At 67.5% G+C, this 14,740-nt stretch carries 11 protein-coding genes; 6 read left to right on the top strand and 5 right to left on the bottom strand.

All coding sequences use genetic code 11. The features are described 5' to 3' along the window. Window positions 1-31: 31 nt before the first annotated feature. Window positions 32-3,175: a bifunctional proline dehydrogenase/L-glutamate gamma-semialdehyde dehydrogenase PutA gene (gene putA, locus TSB10P1A_RS02250; protein WP_186386282.1), complete on the bottom strand. Its 3,144-nt coding sequence runs from the start codon at window positions 3,173-3,175 to the stop codon at window positions 32-34. A 155-nt stretch (window positions 3,176-3,330) separates the two neighbouring features. On the opposite strand from putA, the gene TSB10P1A_RS02255 reads away from it, so the two are divergent. The 4 genes from TSB10P1A_RS02255 (at window position 3,331) to TSB10P1A_RS02270 (ending at window position 7,576) form a co-directional block, all read left to right on the top strand. Then, a complete protein-coding gene (locus tag TSB10P1A_RS02255) occupies window positions 3,331-3,816 on the top strand; it encodes an Lrp/AsnC ligand binding domain-containing protein (protein WP_244292926.1) in 486 nt (161 codons plus the stop codon). A 106-nt stretch (window positions 3,817-3,922) separates the two neighbouring features. Next, window positions 3,923-5,170 carry an ABC transporter substrate-binding protein gene (locus TSB10P1A_RS02260; protein ID WP_244292927.1) on the top strand — a complete coding sequence of 416 codons (1,248 nt, stop codon included), beginning with the start codon at window positions 3,923-3,925 and terminating at the stop codon, window positions 5,168-5,170. Between the two features lie 34 nt (window positions 5,171-5,204). Beyond that, complete coding sequence (locus tag TSB10P1A_RS02265; RefSeq protein ID WP_186386283.1) at window positions 5,205-6,887, top strand: ABC transporter permease; 1,683 nt, start codon at window positions 5,205-5,207, stop codon at window positions 6,885-6,887. Further along, on the top strand, window positions 6,884-7,576 hold the full coding sequence (locus TSB10P1A_RS02270; RefSeq protein ID WP_186386284.1) for an ATP-binding cassette domain-containing protein: 693 nt from the start codon (window positions 6,884-6,886) through the stop codon (window positions 7,574-7,576). The genes TSB10P1A_RS02265 and TSB10P1A_RS02270 overlap by 4 nt, the downstream gene beginning before the upstream one ends. Here TSB10P1A_RS02270 and bfr read toward each other — a convergent pair. After that, window positions 7,534-8,019, bottom strand: a complete 486-nt coding sequence (gene bfr / locus TSB10P1A_RS02275; RefSeq protein WP_186386285.1) for a bacterioferritin — start codon at window positions 8,017-8,019, stop codon at window positions 7,534-7,536. The genes TSB10P1A_RS02270 and bfr overlap by 43 nt on opposite strands. After that, a complete protein-coding gene (locus TSB10P1A_RS02280; RefSeq protein WP_186386286.1) occupies window positions 8,009-8,242 on the bottom strand; it encodes a bacterioferritin-associated ferredoxin in 234 nt (77 codons plus the stop codon). Before TSB10P1A_RS02280 ends, bfr begins: the two co-directional genes overlap by 11 nt. Before the next feature lie 704 nt (window positions 8,243-8,946). Here TSB10P1A_RS02280 and TSB10P1A_RS02285 point away from each other — a divergent pair. Both TSB10P1A_RS02285 and TSB10P1A_RS23520 read left to right on the top strand, forming a co-directional pair. Continuing rightward, a complete protein-coding gene (locus TSB10P1A_RS02285) occupies window positions 8,947-10,662 on the top strand; it encodes a methyl-accepting chemotaxis protein (RefSeq protein ID WP_186386287.1) in 1,716 nt (571 codons plus the stop codon). Between the two features lie 198 nt (window positions 10,663-10,860). Beyond that, window positions 10,861-13,296 carry a methyl-accepting chemotaxis protein gene (locus TSB10P1A_RS23520; protein ID WP_208986994.1) on the top strand — a complete coding sequence of 812 codons (2,436 nt, stop codon included), beginning with the start codon at window positions 10,861-10,863 and terminating at the stop codon, window positions 13,294-13,296. A gap of 100 nt (window positions 13,297-13,396) precedes the next feature. Here TSB10P1A_RS23520 and TSB10P1A_RS02295 read toward each other — a convergent pair whose 3' ends face one another. Next, on the bottom strand, window positions 13,397-14,197 hold the full coding sequence (locus tag TSB10P1A_RS02295; RefSeq protein WP_186386288.1) for a xanthine dehydrogenase family protein subunit M: 801 nt from the start codon (window positions 14,195-14,197) through the stop codon (window positions 13,397-13,399). 200 nt (window positions 14,198-14,397) lie between these two features. Beyond that, on the bottom strand, window positions 14,398-14,740 hold a 343-nt coding region (locus tag TSB10P1A_RS02300), incomplete at its 5' end, for a molybdopterin cofactor-binding domain-containing protein (protein ID WP_186386289.1).

Consider the following 14,740-nt stretch of genomic DNA (forward strand, 5'->3'; position numbering starts at 1 on the left):
GTGCTCGGCCCGGCAGTCCGTAAAGTAGGCCTCAGTCTTCCTCGGCCATGGCGATCAGGCTGGCATTGCCGCCGGCCGCCGCCGTGTTGATCGAGACGACCTGCTCCAGCGCGAAGCGGCCGAGATAGGCCGGGCCGCCGGCCTTCGGGCCGGTGCCGGACAGGCCGGATCCGCCGAAGGGCTGGGTGCCGACCACCGCGCCGATGGTGTTGCGGTTGACATAGACATTGCCGACCGACAACCGGTCGACCACGGCCGCCACCGTCGCGTCGATGCGGCTGTGCACGCCGAGCGTCAGGCCGTAGCCGGTCGCGGCGATGGTCTCCAGCATCTTCGGCAGGTCGGATGCCTTGTAGCGCACCACATGCAGGATCGGGCCGAAAGTCTCCTTGGTCAGTGCATCGGGCCTGTCGAGCTCGACGATATGCGGCGCCACCCAGGTCCCACGCGCCAGCGCCCCGCCGGGCGCCTCGCCCGCATAGAGCAGCTTCTGGGTGCGGCGCATCTCCCCCACATGCGACAGCAGACGGTCGCGGGCATCGAGGTCGATCACCGGGCCGATGTCGGTGGCCGGATCCGCCGGATCGCCGAGCGACAATTCGCTCGCCGCACCCTTCAGCATCTCGAGCTGCTTGTCGGCCACGTCCTCCTGCAGGTAGAGCAGGCGAAGCGCCGAGCAGCGCTGGCCGGCGGAGCGGAAGGCCGACATCATCACGTCGTCGCAGACCTGCTCCGGCAGCGCCGTCGCGTCGACCAGCATGGCGTTGATGCCGCCCGTCTCGGCGATCAGCGGCACGATGGGACCGCGCTTGGCCGCAAGCGTCCGGTTGATCGCCCAGGCCGTTTCGGTCGAGCCGGTGAAGGCGACGCCGGCAACGCGCGGCTCGGCGACCAGCGCCGCGCCCAGTTCGCGCCCGCCGGGCGCCAGCAGGAACACATCCTCCGGCACGCCGGCGGCATGGATCAGCTTTGCCGCCTCGAAAGCGATCAGCGGCGTCTGCTCGGCCGGCTTGGCGATCACCGCATTGCCGGCCAGCAGCGCCGCGGTGATCTGTCCGAGGAAGATCGCCAGCGGGAAATTCCACGGCGAGACGCAGACGAAGACGCCGCGCCCGCGCAGGCGGTAGCGGTTTTCCTCGCCGGTCGGTCCGGGCATCAAGGTGCCTTCGCCGAACTGCTTCACCGCCTCGGCGGCGTAGTAGCGGCAGAAGTCGACCGCCTCGCGCACCTCGGCAAGGCCGTCGGGCAGGGTCTTGCCGGCCTCGCGGGCGAGCAGCGCCATCAGCCGCGGCGTCTCCGCCTCCAGCAGGTCGCCAAGCCGGGCGATGGCCGCCGCCCGCTGGTCGACAGGCGTGCGCGACCAGCGCGCAAAGCCCTTGAGGCCCGCGTCGAACATCGCCGAGACGTCGTCGGGCGTCGCCTCGCGCACGGAGCCGACATGGGTCGCGCCATCGATCGGCGACAGGACCGAGCGCTCCTTACCGCGCGCCTCCACGCCCGGATAAAGCGGGCCCGCCCCCTCGACCATACGAGGCGCCTTCGCCATCTCCTCGACCAGCCGCGAGCGGTCGCGGGCAAGGCCGAACTCCAGGCCTTTCGAGTTGTTGCGGCTTTCCCCATAGAGCGCGGCTGGCAGCGGGATCTTCGGATTGCGGGCGCGGGTGCCTCCGGCCAGCAGATCGTGCGGGCGGGCAAGCAGCCGCGAGATCGGCACGGAAGCATCACCCACCGCCGAGACGAAGGACGAGTTGGCGCCGTTTTCCAGCAGGCGGCGAACCAGATAGGCCAGCAGATCGCGATGGCCGCCGACGGGCGCATAGATGCGGCAGGGATGCCCGTCGCGCTCGGTCACGGCCTTGTAGAGGCTCTCGCCCATGCCGTGCAGGCGCTGGAACTCGAAGCCGCCCTCGTTGCCGGCCATGGCGATGATCTGCGCGACCGACAGCGCGTTGTGGGTGGCGAATTGCGGATAGATGCGGGCTCGCGCGCCGAGCAGCGCCCCGGCGCAGGCGAGATAGGAGAGGTCCGTTGCCGCCTTGCGGGTGAAGACCGGGAAGTCCTCCAGCCCGCGCTCCTGCGCGCGCTTGATCTCGGTATCCCAGTAGGCGCCCTTGACGAGACGCACCATGAAGCGGCGATCGAGCCTCTCGGCGAGACCGATGATCCAGTTGACGGCGGCGAGCGCCCGCTTCTGGTAGGCCTGGATGGCAAGACCGAAACCGTCCCAGCCGGCAAGCGAGGGATCGGCCGCAACGGCGGCGAAGATGTCGAGCGAGATCTCCAGCCGGTCGGCCTCCTCCGCGTCGACCGTGAAGTTGAGATTGTGGCGCTTGGCCGCCTGGGCGAGCTTGAGCAACTGCGGCACCAGTTCGTCGCGCACGCGCGTGCCCTTGACCGCTTCATAGCGCGGATGCAGCGCCGAGAGCTTGACGGAAATGCCCGGGCGGGCGGGCAGTTCGCCCTTGCCGGCCGCCGCACCGATCGCCTCGATCGCATCCGCATAGGAGCGGAAGTAGCGCTCGGCATCGCCGGCGGTGCGGGCGCCCTCACCCAGCATGTCGTAGGAGTAGCGGTAGCCCTTGGCTTCCTGACCCTTCGCCCGCGACAGGGCGCCCTTGATGGTCTCGCCGAGCACGAACTGGTGGCCGAGAATCCGCATCGCCTGGCGCGTCGCCGCACGCACTGCCGGCATGCCCATGCGCTTCACCAGGGCGGCAAGGATCGTATTGGGCTGCTCGCCCGGATGCAGCAGGCGCGAGGTGACGCCGAGCGCCCAGGAGGAGGCGGAGACCAGCCAGGTGTCGGATGCCCCCCCTTCCGATTCGTCGAAGCGGGCAGCGGCCAGCTTGTCCTCGATCAGTTTGTCGGCGGTCACTGCGTCCGGCACGCGCAGCAGCGCTTCGGCCAGCACCATCAGCGCCAGTCCCTCGCGGGTCGACAATCCGTATTCGCGCAGGAAGTCCTCGACGCCGCCGAGGCCGCCGATCGCCGAGCGGATCGACTGGATGTAGCCGGAGGCGATGTCGTCGATCCGCGCCTCGGTCGCCTCGTCGAAGGCGATCTTGCCCAGAAGACCGCGAACGGCGCTGTCGTCGGAGGGCGCGAAGGGAGCGCGGAAAGGAGAAAGATCGGTCTGAGACAGCGCGGCGGGCGCGCGTTCCGGGGCAGAGGTCATGACGACTCCAGATCGAAGGCATACGCTCGCGGCGGATCCTGCGACCCGCCGCTCCACTCCCCGAACAAGCCTCGTTCTTCGGAGATTTTCGTATTATACTGCCGGATATGCCGTGAATTTCGGCAAAGATTGGCAATCATAATGGAATTTTGCCTGTGAAATCCGAAACTGCCGTGCAATCCACGGGACTAGACCGTATCGACCGCCGCATCCTCGAAGTGCTTCAGGTCGACGGCCGCATCACCACGACGGATCTCGCCGCAAGGGTCAACCTCTCCCCGACCGCGACGGCGGAACGGATGAAGCGGCTGATCCGCGAGGGATATATCCTGCGCTTTTCCGCCGAACTCGATCCGCTCCGCCTCGGCCAGGGGCTGCTGGTGTTTCTCCAGGTCAAGCTCGACCGGACGACGCCGGACGTGTTCGACGCCTTCGCCCGGGCGGTGAAGCGGGTGCCGCAGGTGCTGGAATGCCATATGGTCGCCGGCGGCTTCGACTATCTGGTCAAGGCCCGCGTCTCCGACATGGCGGCCTATCGCAAGCTGCTGGCCGACGCCGTCCTCGATCTTCCCGGCGTGCGCGAGACGCACACCTACGCGGTGATGGAAGAGGTCAAGGACACGCATGTCCTGCCGCTCTAGGCGCGATGCGGACGAACACGGCAGCGGCAACAGCGTCACGAAGCCGTGTGTTGACCGTCATTGCAGGGGCTTGCGACACAATGCGAAACGGGAAGGGGGACTCCACATGACCGACACTCGCCTGCTGCCGCGGCTGATGCGCGGCGCCCTGCTGGCCGCCACGCTCGCCCTGCCGCTGACGGTCGCAACGGGCCGCGCCGCGGAGGCCGTCGACCCGGCCGCCTGGAACGAGGTGCTGGCGCAGGCGAAGGGGCAGACCGTTTACTTCCACGCCTGGGGCGGGGAGCCGCGGATCAACGCCTATATCGCCTGGGCCGGCGAGCAGGTGAAGCAGCGGCACGGCATCACCGTGGAACAGGTGAAGGTGGACGACACCGCCAATGTGGTCGCCCGCATCGTCGCCGAGAAGGCGGCCGGCAAGGACAGCGGCGGCGCTGTCGATCTCGTGTGGATCAACGGCGAGAATTTCGTGTCGCTGAAGCAGTCGGGCCTGCTGATGACGCCGGGCTGGGCAACGAAGCTCCCCAACTGGCCGCTCGTCGATGTGGAGAACAAGCCGGCGGTGGTGACCGATTTCACCGAACCGACGGACGGGCTGGAAAGTCCCTGGGGCATGGCCAAGCTCGTCTTCATGCACGACACGGCGACGCTGCCCGAGCCGCCGAAGACGCTCGCCGCCTTCGCCGAGTATGCGAAAGCCAATCCCGGACGCTTCACCTATCCGCAGCCGCCGAACTTCCATGGCTCGACCTTCCTGAAGCAGGTGCTCGCCACCACCATCGCCGACCCCGACAAACTGTCCCGCCCCGTCGACCCGGCAACTTTCGAGGCCGATGTCGCCCCGCTCTTCGCCTATCTCGACGACCTGCATCCGAACATGTGGCGGCAGGGTCGATCCTTCCCGCAGAACCAGCCGGCCCTGCGCCAGTTGCTGGCCGACAGCGAGATCGACATCGCCTTCACCTTCAATCCCGCCGGCGCCTCCGCGGCCATCGCCGCCGGCGAACTGCCCGACACCGTGCGCACCTTCGTGCTGGACGGCGGCACCATCGGCAACGCTCATTTCGTCGCCATTCCGTTCAATGCCAGCGCCAAGGCCGGCGCCCTTGTCCTCGCCAACTTCCTGCTGTCGCCCGAAGCCCAGGCGCGCAAGCAGGATCCGGCGATCTGGGGCGATCCGACCGTGCTCGCGGTGGAGCGGCTGGAGACGGCTGAGCGGGAGCGCTTCAACGCGCTCGATCTCGGCATCGCCACCCTGTCGCCGGAGGAGCTCGGGCCGGTGATCGACGAGCCGCATGCCAGTTGGATGGTCGAACTGGAGCGCGCCTGGACGGCCCGCTACGCCTCGCAGTGACCGCGCGACGCGCAGAGCGGCGGTCGCAGCACATATGCTGAAGCTCGCCCCGGCGCTCACGCTCACCCTGATGCTGGGGCCGGTTGCGGCCGGGCTCTTCGGAACCCTGCTGCCGGCGGCCGGTTATGTGCCGGCGCTCGGCGGCACCGCGATGTCGCGGGAGCCGCTGCGCCTGCTGCTCGGCCAGCCCGGCATCGGCCAGTCCGCGCTGCTCTCGCTCGGCACCGGCCTTGCCGCGACGCTCGGCGCCTTCACGGTCGTGGTGCTGTTCACCGCCGCCTTCGAAGGCAGCCGCTTCTTCCGGCTGCTGCGCCGGCTGCTGTCGCCGCTGATGGCGGTGCCGCATGCCGCCGCCGCCTTCGGCCTCGCCTTCCTCATCGCCCCCTCAGGCTTTGTCATGCGACTTCTGTCGCCCTGGGCGACCGGCCTCCAGCGCCCGCCGGACCTGCTGATTGTCGGCGACCCGCTTGGGCTGACGATGACGCTCGGCCTGATGGCGAAGGAGATCCCGTTCCTGTTCCTGATGCTCCTTGCCGCCCTGCCGCAGGCAGACCCCTTGCGCAGCCAGCGCGTGGCGGCAAGCCTTGGCTATGCGCCCGTCGCCGGCTGGCTGACCACCGTCTTGCCACGCGTCTATCCGCAGATCCGTTTGCCGGTCTTTGCCGTCCTTGCCTATGCCACCTCCGTCGTCGATGTGGCGCTGATCCTCGGGCCGACCACGCCGCCGCCGCTCGCCGTGCGGCTGACCGGATGGATGAACGATCCCGATCTGTCGCTGCGCTTCATGGCTTCGGCCGGCGCATTGGCACAGCTTGGCCTCAGCCTTTTCGCCATTCTCCTGTGGATCTGCGGCGAGCGGCTTGCCGCGATGCTCGGCCGCCGCTGGATCGAGGGGGGACGGCGCAGCGCGGCGGAACGTCTGATCCCCGCCCTGTCGGGAAGCGCGATGGCGCTTCTTGCCACCGCGATGCTTGCCGGTCTTGCGCTGCTGGCGCTGTGGTCGCTCGCCGGTCCCTGGCGCTTTCCCGATACGCTGCCCCATCACCTGACACTGCGGGCCTGGATGGTGCACGGGCCGGCGGCAGGCGATGCTATCGCCACCACGCTCGCCATCGCCCTACCGGTCATCGCCGTCGCGATCGCGCTCGCCCTTGCCTGCCTGGAGAACGAGACGCGCGACGGGCGGCCGGTTCAGCATCGTTCGCTGCCACTGCTCTATCTGCCCCTGATCGTGCCGCAGATCGCCTTCCTGTTCGGGCTCCAGATCCTGTTCCTGATGGCCGGGCTGCACGACACGCTCCTTGCGGTCGCACTCGGCCACATGGTCTTCGTCCTGCCTTACGTCTTTCTGGCGCTGTCCGATCCCTGGCGCGCGGTCGATCCGCGCTACGGCCATATGGCCAGTGCCCTCGGCGCCTCGCCTGCCCGCAGCTTCTGGCGGGTGCGGCTGCCGCTCGCACGCAAGGCGGTGGCGACGGCGGCCGCGCTCGGCTTCGCCGTTTCCGTCGCGCAATACCTGCCGACCCTGTTGATCGGCGGCGGCCGGGTGTCGACGGTGACGACGGAGGCGGTGGCGCTCGCCGCCGGCGGCAACCGGCAACTCATCGGCCTCTATGGCCTGCTGCAGATGCTGCTGCCCTTCGCTGCCTTCCTGCTCGCGGCGGCGATCCCCGGCGTCGCCCATCGCCGACGCGCTGACGGCGAGGCCGCCGCATGACCGATGCCCTCGTTTTCGACCAGGTCCGCATCGTGCTTGCCGGGCGCGCGTTGATCGCTCTCGACCGGAAGATCTCGCCCGGCGAGGTGCTGACGGTGATGGGTCCCTCCGGCATCGGCAAGTCGACCCTGCTCGCCTATGCGGCCGGTTTCCTCGACCCGGCCTTCAGCGCGCAGGGACGGGTGCTGTCCGGCCCCCTCGACCTCACCCGCCTGCCGCCGCATCGGCGACGCCTCGGGCTGCTGTTCCAGGACCCGCTGCTATTTCCGCATATGAACGTCGGCGAGAACATCGCCTTCGCCCTGCCCGCAGATCTGCGCGGCCGCGAGCGGCGAGGGGCGGCGGTTGCCGCGGCCCTCGCCGATGTCGACCTCGCCGGCTTCGAGGCCCGCGATCCGGCCACCCTGTCCGGCGGCCAGAAGGCGCGCGTCGCCCTGATGCGGGTGCTGGAGTCGCGGCCAAGGGCGCTCCTGCTCGACGAGCCGTTCTCCCGGCTCGACGCGGCGCTGCGCGACCAGATCCGCAGGCTCGTCTTCGACAAGGCGCGCGCGCGCGGCCTGCCGGTGCTGCTCGTCACCCATGACCGGGCCGACGCGGAGGCCGCCGCCGGTCCGGTGCTGGACTTCGGCAGCCCCTCCGCCGCCGATCAGCCGGCCGCGTCGGCGGCCTCCGACTGCAGCAGGCCGTAGCGCTCGATGCCGATCTGCTCGATCAACTGGAGCTGCGTCTCCAGATAGTCGATATGCGCTTCCTCATCGACCAGAAGACCCTCGAAGAGCAGCTTGGAGACGTAATCCCCCGCGGCCAATGACACCTCTCGCGCCTCCTTGTAGAGCGCGCGGGCGGAATACTCGCCGGCCAGATCCGCTTCCATCACATCTTTCAGCGACTGGCCGATGCGCAGCGGATCGAGGCTCTGCATATTCGGAAAACCGCCGAGAAAGAGGATCCGCGCGATCAGCCGGTCGGCATGCGCCCGTTCCTCCATCGATTCCTCGAGTTCCTTCGCGGCCAGCTTCGCGTAACCCCACTCGTCGAGCATGCGATGATGCAGCCAGTACTGGTTGACGGCGGTCAATTCGTGCCGCAGAGCCTTGTTGAGATAGTCGATTACCCTGGCATCACCCTTCATCGCTGCTCTTCCCCGCTGTCGACGACGTATCCTTGTCCGCCGGTGCTTCCTCGTGAATGATCGGTATGACGGTGCTGAAACAGCTACCGCAACGCGGGCGCTTGCCAAGCGCGCGAAACACCGCACCCGGCGTCACGACCACGCGGTCGGGCCCGGACTGCAGTTCGCGCGCGGCCTTGCGTAACTCCTTGTCCGTCAGGACATTGCAGGAACAGACGATCACGGCGGGTCCCGACCGGCCTCATCGACCGGCCTTTCTCATAAAGTTGAATTTTCGACACTACATATGGGACAGTCCGGTGCGATGCAAACCCGTTGCGTCGAAAGCTGCTGCGCATGGCTGCCCCTCGGCAAGCCGGCGCCTTCACCGCCGGGTCTCATGTCGCCGCTCTCCTTCAGTGCCCGCATACGCTGCCCGGCACAAGAACCAAGGACAGGCGCAACATGTGCCGCGCTCATCCCTGCAACGTGCACGGCGATCATTCCGCCACGCACGACTGGCCTTGCAAGGATCGACCAGCCTTCCAGAATTTCGTCTGCCGGCAATGTTCAATATATCGAAAATATTGCAAGAAATGCCCCCAAGCGCCAGCGAAACTCGCAGGAAATTACAATTGAAACTCCATCTCCACCTGAAGTTTACCAAGAGTTAGTCAGATTGACCTATACCCTACCAGGAAACGCGCCCAAAAATCCGCTGCCGGCAATCGGCCTGGCGGATCCCCCGGGGTCCCGGTCTGGCATTGCCAGCAAGACATGATCGACACCGAGCCTTGCGTCGAAATCCTCGCGCAGGACAAATTCTGTCTTCGCTTAAAACTGATAGAAACAAGAAATTCTTCCGGTAACTACAATTTTACACTTTTACAACAAGCAATAATACTGATGAATTTACGCGGAAGAACTCCGCAAAGAGGAAGACCAACCATGACCCTGCTCTCGCGCCTCAACCTGGTTTCAATCGTCTCGATGGCGGCAGCGCTCACGGTGGTGCTTGCTCTGGGAACTGTCGCAACCGTCATCTACCTGGTCATCGCCGAGCGGATCACCCATGACGCCGTGACTCGCCAGGACGCCAGCCTGCGGATTGCCGCGACGATCGTCGACCGCGACATGCCCGGCACCTCCGTGACCTGGGGATCGGACGGCAATGTCAGCCGCGTGATCATGGAGAGTATTCCCGACGAAATCTCCGACCACACGATGATCGATACGATCGGGCGCATGACCGGCGAAACGGTCACCGTGTTCAAATGGGATCCGGAGAGCCGCGACTTCTGGCGCAAGACCACCAATGTCATCAAGCCGGATGGAGATCGGGCCGTCGGCACGCCGCTCGGCAAGACCGGCGCGGTCTATCCGGTCGTCACCAAGGGCCAGACGTTCCGGGGCGAGGCGGTGATCCTGGGAACGCCCTATTACACGATCTATGAGCCGATCTATTCGCCGGGCGGCGACATCGCCGGCATCCTCTATGCCGGGGTGCGCAAGTCGACGATCAATGCGCTGATGGACTCGGTCACCCGCCAGATGATGATCGCCTTCCTGCCGATCCTCGTTCTCGCCGTCGGCGGCATGGCCCTGCTGACCCGCCGTCTGCTGAAGCCGATCCCGCAGCTTTCCGAAGTGGCCCATCGCATCGCCGACGACGATCTGGCGGTGGAGGTCCCCTACACGGACCGCAAGGACGAGATCGGCCAGCTCAGCGGCGCCATCAATGTGCTGAAAGCGCGGGCGGTCGAGCGTCAGGGCCTCGCCGCCGAGCGCGAAAACTCCGCCAGCGAGAGCCATCGCCGCCAAAGCGAGATGGAAGCCCTGATCGCGGATTTCCGGGACAAGGTGCAGACGCTGATCGGGACGGTGAGCGCGACGGCGAGCGGGCTGGACGAGACCGCGCGGGCGCTCTCCTCCTCGGCCCAGGAAAGCGCCGAGCGCGCCAGCGAGACCACCCAGGCAAGCTCGATCGCCACCGACAGCGTCCAGACCGTCGCCAGCGCCGCCGAGGAACTCTCCGCCTCCATCGCCGAGATCTCCCGGCAGGTCGGCCAGACCACCCAGGTCGTCGATCAGGCGACCCAGGGCACCCACCAGACCAACGAGAAGGTCGCCGGCCTTGCCGCCGCCGCCAACAAGATCGGCGAGGTCGTCTCCTTGATCCAGGCGATCGCCGAACAGACCAACCTGCTCGCCCTCAATGCCACCATCGAGGCGGCGCGGGCGGGCGAGGCCGGCAAGGGCTTCGCCGTCGTCGCCGCCGAGGTCAAGGAGCTCGCCACCCAGACCTCCAAGGCGACCGAGGAGATCGGCGCCCAGATCGCCGCCATCCAGGGCTCGACCGGCGAGGCCGTCGCCGCCATCGGCGAGATCGCCCAGATCATGCAGGACGTCAACGGCTACACCGCATCGATCGCCTCCGCCGTCGAGCAGCAGGGCGCCGCCACCAGCGACATCTCCCGCTCGGTCCAGCAGGCGGCCGAGGGCACCGGCGCCGTCACCCGCAACATGGAACTGCTCGCGAGCACCGTCGACAGCACCTCCTCAGCCGCCGACAACGTCCTCGACGCCTCAGGCGCCATGAGCCGCAACACCGACGCCCTCAGGCAGGAAATCGACAGGTTCCTCAGCCGCGTGGCCGCTGCCTGAGTCGTTTGTCAGAGCTCCGCCGGACCTGCCGACGATTATATCCGATGATGTGCGGCGCGCCCCGACCGGGCGCGCCGCTTCTGTTCAAGCCTCTGGAATCGCTTAGGTTGTTTTCTGGAAAAAATTCCCCATGATTTTACCGAAGATTCACGGACGGCTGCCTAGGGTTCCACAACGAACGGGTGTGGAGGATTATTGATGTCCCGGCTGTTGGGCCTGATTGGCAATCTCGGATTTGCCGCCAAGATCGGTGGTGGCTTTGCAATCGTGCTGCTTCTTGCAGCCGTACTCGGCGGTGTCGGCACGATGGCCATCGGCGGCCTGACGCAGCAGATGGACACGTCACGAATCGCAACTGGCGTTGTCGCCAGCCTGCAGGAAGTTTCGGCGGCGCGGGAGACGTTCCTCCAGAGCCGCCAGACGGAAGACGCTACGAAGATGGAGGCCGAGGTCGGCGCTCTGGCCCGCCAGTTGGAAGCGCTGCGCGCCTCCGTCGCAGGCGATGCGGCCGCCGGCCGTGCGGTTGACGCGGCGATCCAGTCCGTTTCCGTGATGCGCAGCAACTTCGCCGATGTCGGCTCGGAGATCGGCCGCCAGCAGGAGCTGTCCGGTGAACTGGCAGCGTCCATCGCCCGCCTCGGTGATCTGTCCAATCAGATCAACGGCGACATGCAGATCGTCCGGCGCGATGCCAAGCGCGAAAGCCTGCGCGCCGCAGCAACCCGGCGGAAGGCGGATGACATCATCCGCTTCGTCGTGGCGCTGCGCGAGGAAGCGCTGCGCACCCAGTACCTGTTCCTGCGCTCCACCACCTCGACGACGTCGGGCCTGCTGGAAGAAGCGATCGCGGAAGCCGGAAAGCTTGGCGACAATGCCCGTGCCCTGACCAACGCCCGCGTCGACGGCGTCGACCAGGCCAGCGTCGAGCTGCTGGCGGGCCGCGCCACCGAACTGCAGGAGCAGTTCACCCTGCTTGCCGGGACCACGTCCTTCGCCGACGTTCACCGGCTGCGGGCACAGATCAACAAGACGCTGGAGGACATCGTCCTCGCTGCGAAAGACGTCCAGACCTCCGCCTACAAGGCGATCGACGCCGTCCAGCAGGAAGTCCAGGCCCGCGACATCGCCTTGATCAAGGTCGATCTGGTCTCCGCCAATGCCAGCGACCTGTCCAAGCAGGCGCTGAACGTCAAGGCGACGACCCTCGGCTTCATGTCCGGCTTCGGCACCATCGAGGCCGACAGCGTGCTGCGCGACATTTCCGAACTGAGCTTCGTCGCCGGCACGCTTGCCGCATCGGCCAGCCAGTTCCCGGAAGTGGCCGAAAAGGTGCAGCTCGCACAGGCCGAGATCGACAGCTACCGCAACTCCTTCGAGAATATGCTCAACAGCCTTGGCGCGGTTCGCACCTCCTCGGGAGAACTTGCCAGCGTCACTGCCGACATGCGCCGCCAGATCACCTCGCTCGCCAGCGAGCAGGCTGATCGGGCCGCCAATTCAGGCGCTGCCAGCTTCTGGACCATCGTGGTGACCCTGGCCAGTGTCGTCGGCCTCGGCGTCGCCGTCGCCATCGTTCTGTCGCTCGCCATCACCCGCCCGACGCGCCGCCTGACCGCGGTCATGGGGCGCCTTGCCGAGGGCGATACCGATGTCGAGATCGACGGCACGGAGCGCGGCGACGAAATCGGCGCCATGAGCCGGACGGTCGAGGTGTTCCGCGACAATGCCCGCGAGCGTGCCCGCATGCGGGAAGAGCAGGAGCGCGAGCAGCAGGCCGCTGCCGCCCGGCAGGCCCGCGTCGACGAGCTGATCGGTTCCTTCCGCGCCCAGGTTCAGGAATTGCTGAGCTCGGTCGGCGACACCGCCGCCGGGATGGAGGCGACGGCCCGCGATCTCACCCGCATCGCCAGCGAAAGCGCCGGGCGCGCCGAAGAAACCACCCGGGCCAGCGGCGCGGCCACCCAGAACGTGGAAAGCGTCGCGACGGCGGCCGAGGAACTCGCCGCGTCGATCGCCGAGATCGCCCGGCAGGTCGGCCAGACCACCGAAGTCGTCAACCAGGCGACCCAGGGCACCCGTCAGACCAACGAGAAGGTCGCCGGCCTTGCCGCCGCCGCCAACAAGATCGGCGAGGTGGTGACCCTGATCCAGGCGATCGCCGAACAGACCAACCTGCTCGCCCTCAACGCCACCATCGAGGCGGCGCGGGCGGGCGAGGCCGGCAAGGGCTTCGCCGTCGTCGCCGCCGAGGTCAAGGAGCTCGCCAACCAGACCTCCAAGGCGACCGAGGAGATCGGAGCCCAGATCGCCGCGATCCAGGGCGAGACCAAGGAGGCCGTGGAAGCGATCGCCGCGATCACCCAGACGATGCAGGAGGTCGACAGCTACACCTCCGCCATCGCCGCGGCCGTCGAGCAGCAGGGCGCGGCGACCAACGAGATCTCGCGCAACGTCCAGAACGCGGCCGAAGGCACGACGTCGGTCACCAGCAACATGGGCGAGTTGGCCAATGCGGTCGCCGAGACCAATGCCTCGGCCGACATGGTGCTGGTCGCCTCCGGCGATGTCGGCGAGAAGACCCGCCAGTTGCGCGGTCAGATCGACAGGTTCCTCAGCGATGTCGCTGCGGCCTGATCCAACCGAACATTGACGCCTTCAACACGAGCACCCCGCCGGTTTTTTTCCGGCGGGGTGTTTTGTTTGGGATGTGGGTCTGTTTGAGGGTTTCGGGGTTTCAGGTTTTGAGTTTTGCGACGGCGCGCTTGGCCATGACGGTGATGAGGTTTGCGCGGTAGTCGGCGGAGCCGTGGATGTCGGAGATGAGATCGTCGGCATCGGTCGCGACGGAGGCTGCCGCGTCGGGCGTGAAGCTCTGCGACAGCGCCTGTTCCAGCCCCGCGTGGCGGAAGACGCCGTTCGACCCGGCACCCGTCACCGCCACCCGCACGCCGCCGTCGCTGCGCGCCACGAAGACGCCGGCCATCGCATAGCGCGAGGCCGGGTTCGGATATTTGGCATAGGCGCAGGCCGCGCAGGCGGGGATCTCGACGCCCGTCACGATCTCCCCCTCCTCCAGCGCCGTCTCGAACAGGCCGGTGAAGAACTCCTCAGCCTCGATCCGCCGCCGGTCGGTGACGATCGTCGCCCCCAAGGCCAGCATCGCCGCCGGATAGTCCGCCGCCGGGTCGTTGTTGGCGATCGACCCGCCGATCGTGCCGCGGTGGCGCACATGCGGGTCGCCGATATGGCCGGCAAGCTCGGCAAGACCCGGCACCAGGCGCCGCACGCTCAGTGAGCCGGCAACCTCCGCATGGGTCGTCGCCGCCCCGATCCGCAGGCCCCCACCCGTTTCAGTGATCCCCTTCAGATCGGCGACATGGGTCACGTCGACAAGGTCGGACGGCGCCGCCAGCCGCTGCTTCATCGTCGGCAGCAGGGTCATGCCGCCCGACAGGATCTTGCCGTCCTCGCAAGCGGCGATCTTCGCCGCCGCATCGGCGACGCTCGTCGCCCGGTGATAGGTCGTCTCGTACATCCCGCTCCTCCCTCGCCCGGCAGTCCGGCCGGGCCTCTTGCTCGCCTGCTGCAGCGCCCCCGCGGCCAAGCCGTGCGGGAGCGCCATCCTCAATCAAGATCCTGCGCGGATCGCGCCGCTGCCCTCTTCGGCTGCCCTCTTCGGCAGCCTGTGCCTGCGCAGCGCAGATCACTCCGCTGCTTCTGCCTGCGCAGCGCAGATCACTCCGCTGCTTCTGCCGGCCGGGCCGCCCGCAGCGCCGCCCACACCGCCTGCGGCGTCGCCGGCATCTCCAGCGCGTTCGTCCCGATCGCGTCGGTGACCGCATTGATCACCGCCGGCGGCGAGCCGATCGCCCCGGCCTCGCCGCAGCCCTTCATCCCCAGCGGGTTGCCCGGGCACGCCGTCACCGTCGTCATCAGCCGGTAGGACGGCACATCGTCCGCCCGCGGCATCGTGTAGTCCATGTAGGACGCCGACAGGAGCTGGCCGTCCGCGTCATAGGACGCGTTCTCCAGCAGCGCCTGGCCGATGCCCTGCGTCAATCCGCCATGCACCTGGCCT

Source organism: Stappia sp. TSB10P1A (assembly GCF_900185725.1).
In the GTDB taxonomy this organism is placed as follows: Bacteria; Pseudomonadota; Alphaproteobacteria; order Rhizobiales; family Stappiaceae; genus Stappia.

Coding starts and splice junctions, on each gene's coding strand:
- putA (WP_186386282.1), bottom strand. CDS start 3,175: ATGACCTCTGCCCCGGAACGCGCGCCCGCCGCGCTGTCTCAGACCGAT.
- TSB10P1A_RS02260 (WP_244292927.1), top strand. CDS start 3,923: ATGACCGACACTCGCCTGCTGCCGCGGCTGATGCGCGGCGCCCTGCTG.
- TSB10P1A_RS02265 (WP_186386283.1), top strand. CDS start 5,205: ATGCTGAAGCTCGCCCCGGCGCTCACGCTCACCCTGATGCTGGGGCCG.
- TSB10P1A_RS02270 (WP_186386284.1), top strand. CDS start 6,884: ATGACCGATGCCCTCGTTTTCGACCAGGTCCGCATCGTGCTTGCCGGG.
- bfr (WP_186386285.1), bottom strand. CDS start 8,019: ATGAAGGGTGATGCCAGGGTAATCGACTATCTCAACAAGGCTCTGCGG.
- TSB10P1A_RS02285 (WP_186386287.1), top strand. CDS start 8,947: ATGACCCTGCTCTCGCGCCTCAACCTGGTTTCAATCGTCTCGATGGCG.
- TSB10P1A_RS23520 (WP_208986994.1), top strand. CDS start 10,861: ATGTCCCGGCTGTTGGGCCTGATTGGCAATCTCGGATTTGCCGCCAAG.
- TSB10P1A_RS02295 (WP_186386288.1), bottom strand. CDS start 14,197: ATGTACGAGACGACCTATCACCGGGCGACGAGCGTCGCCGATGCGGCG.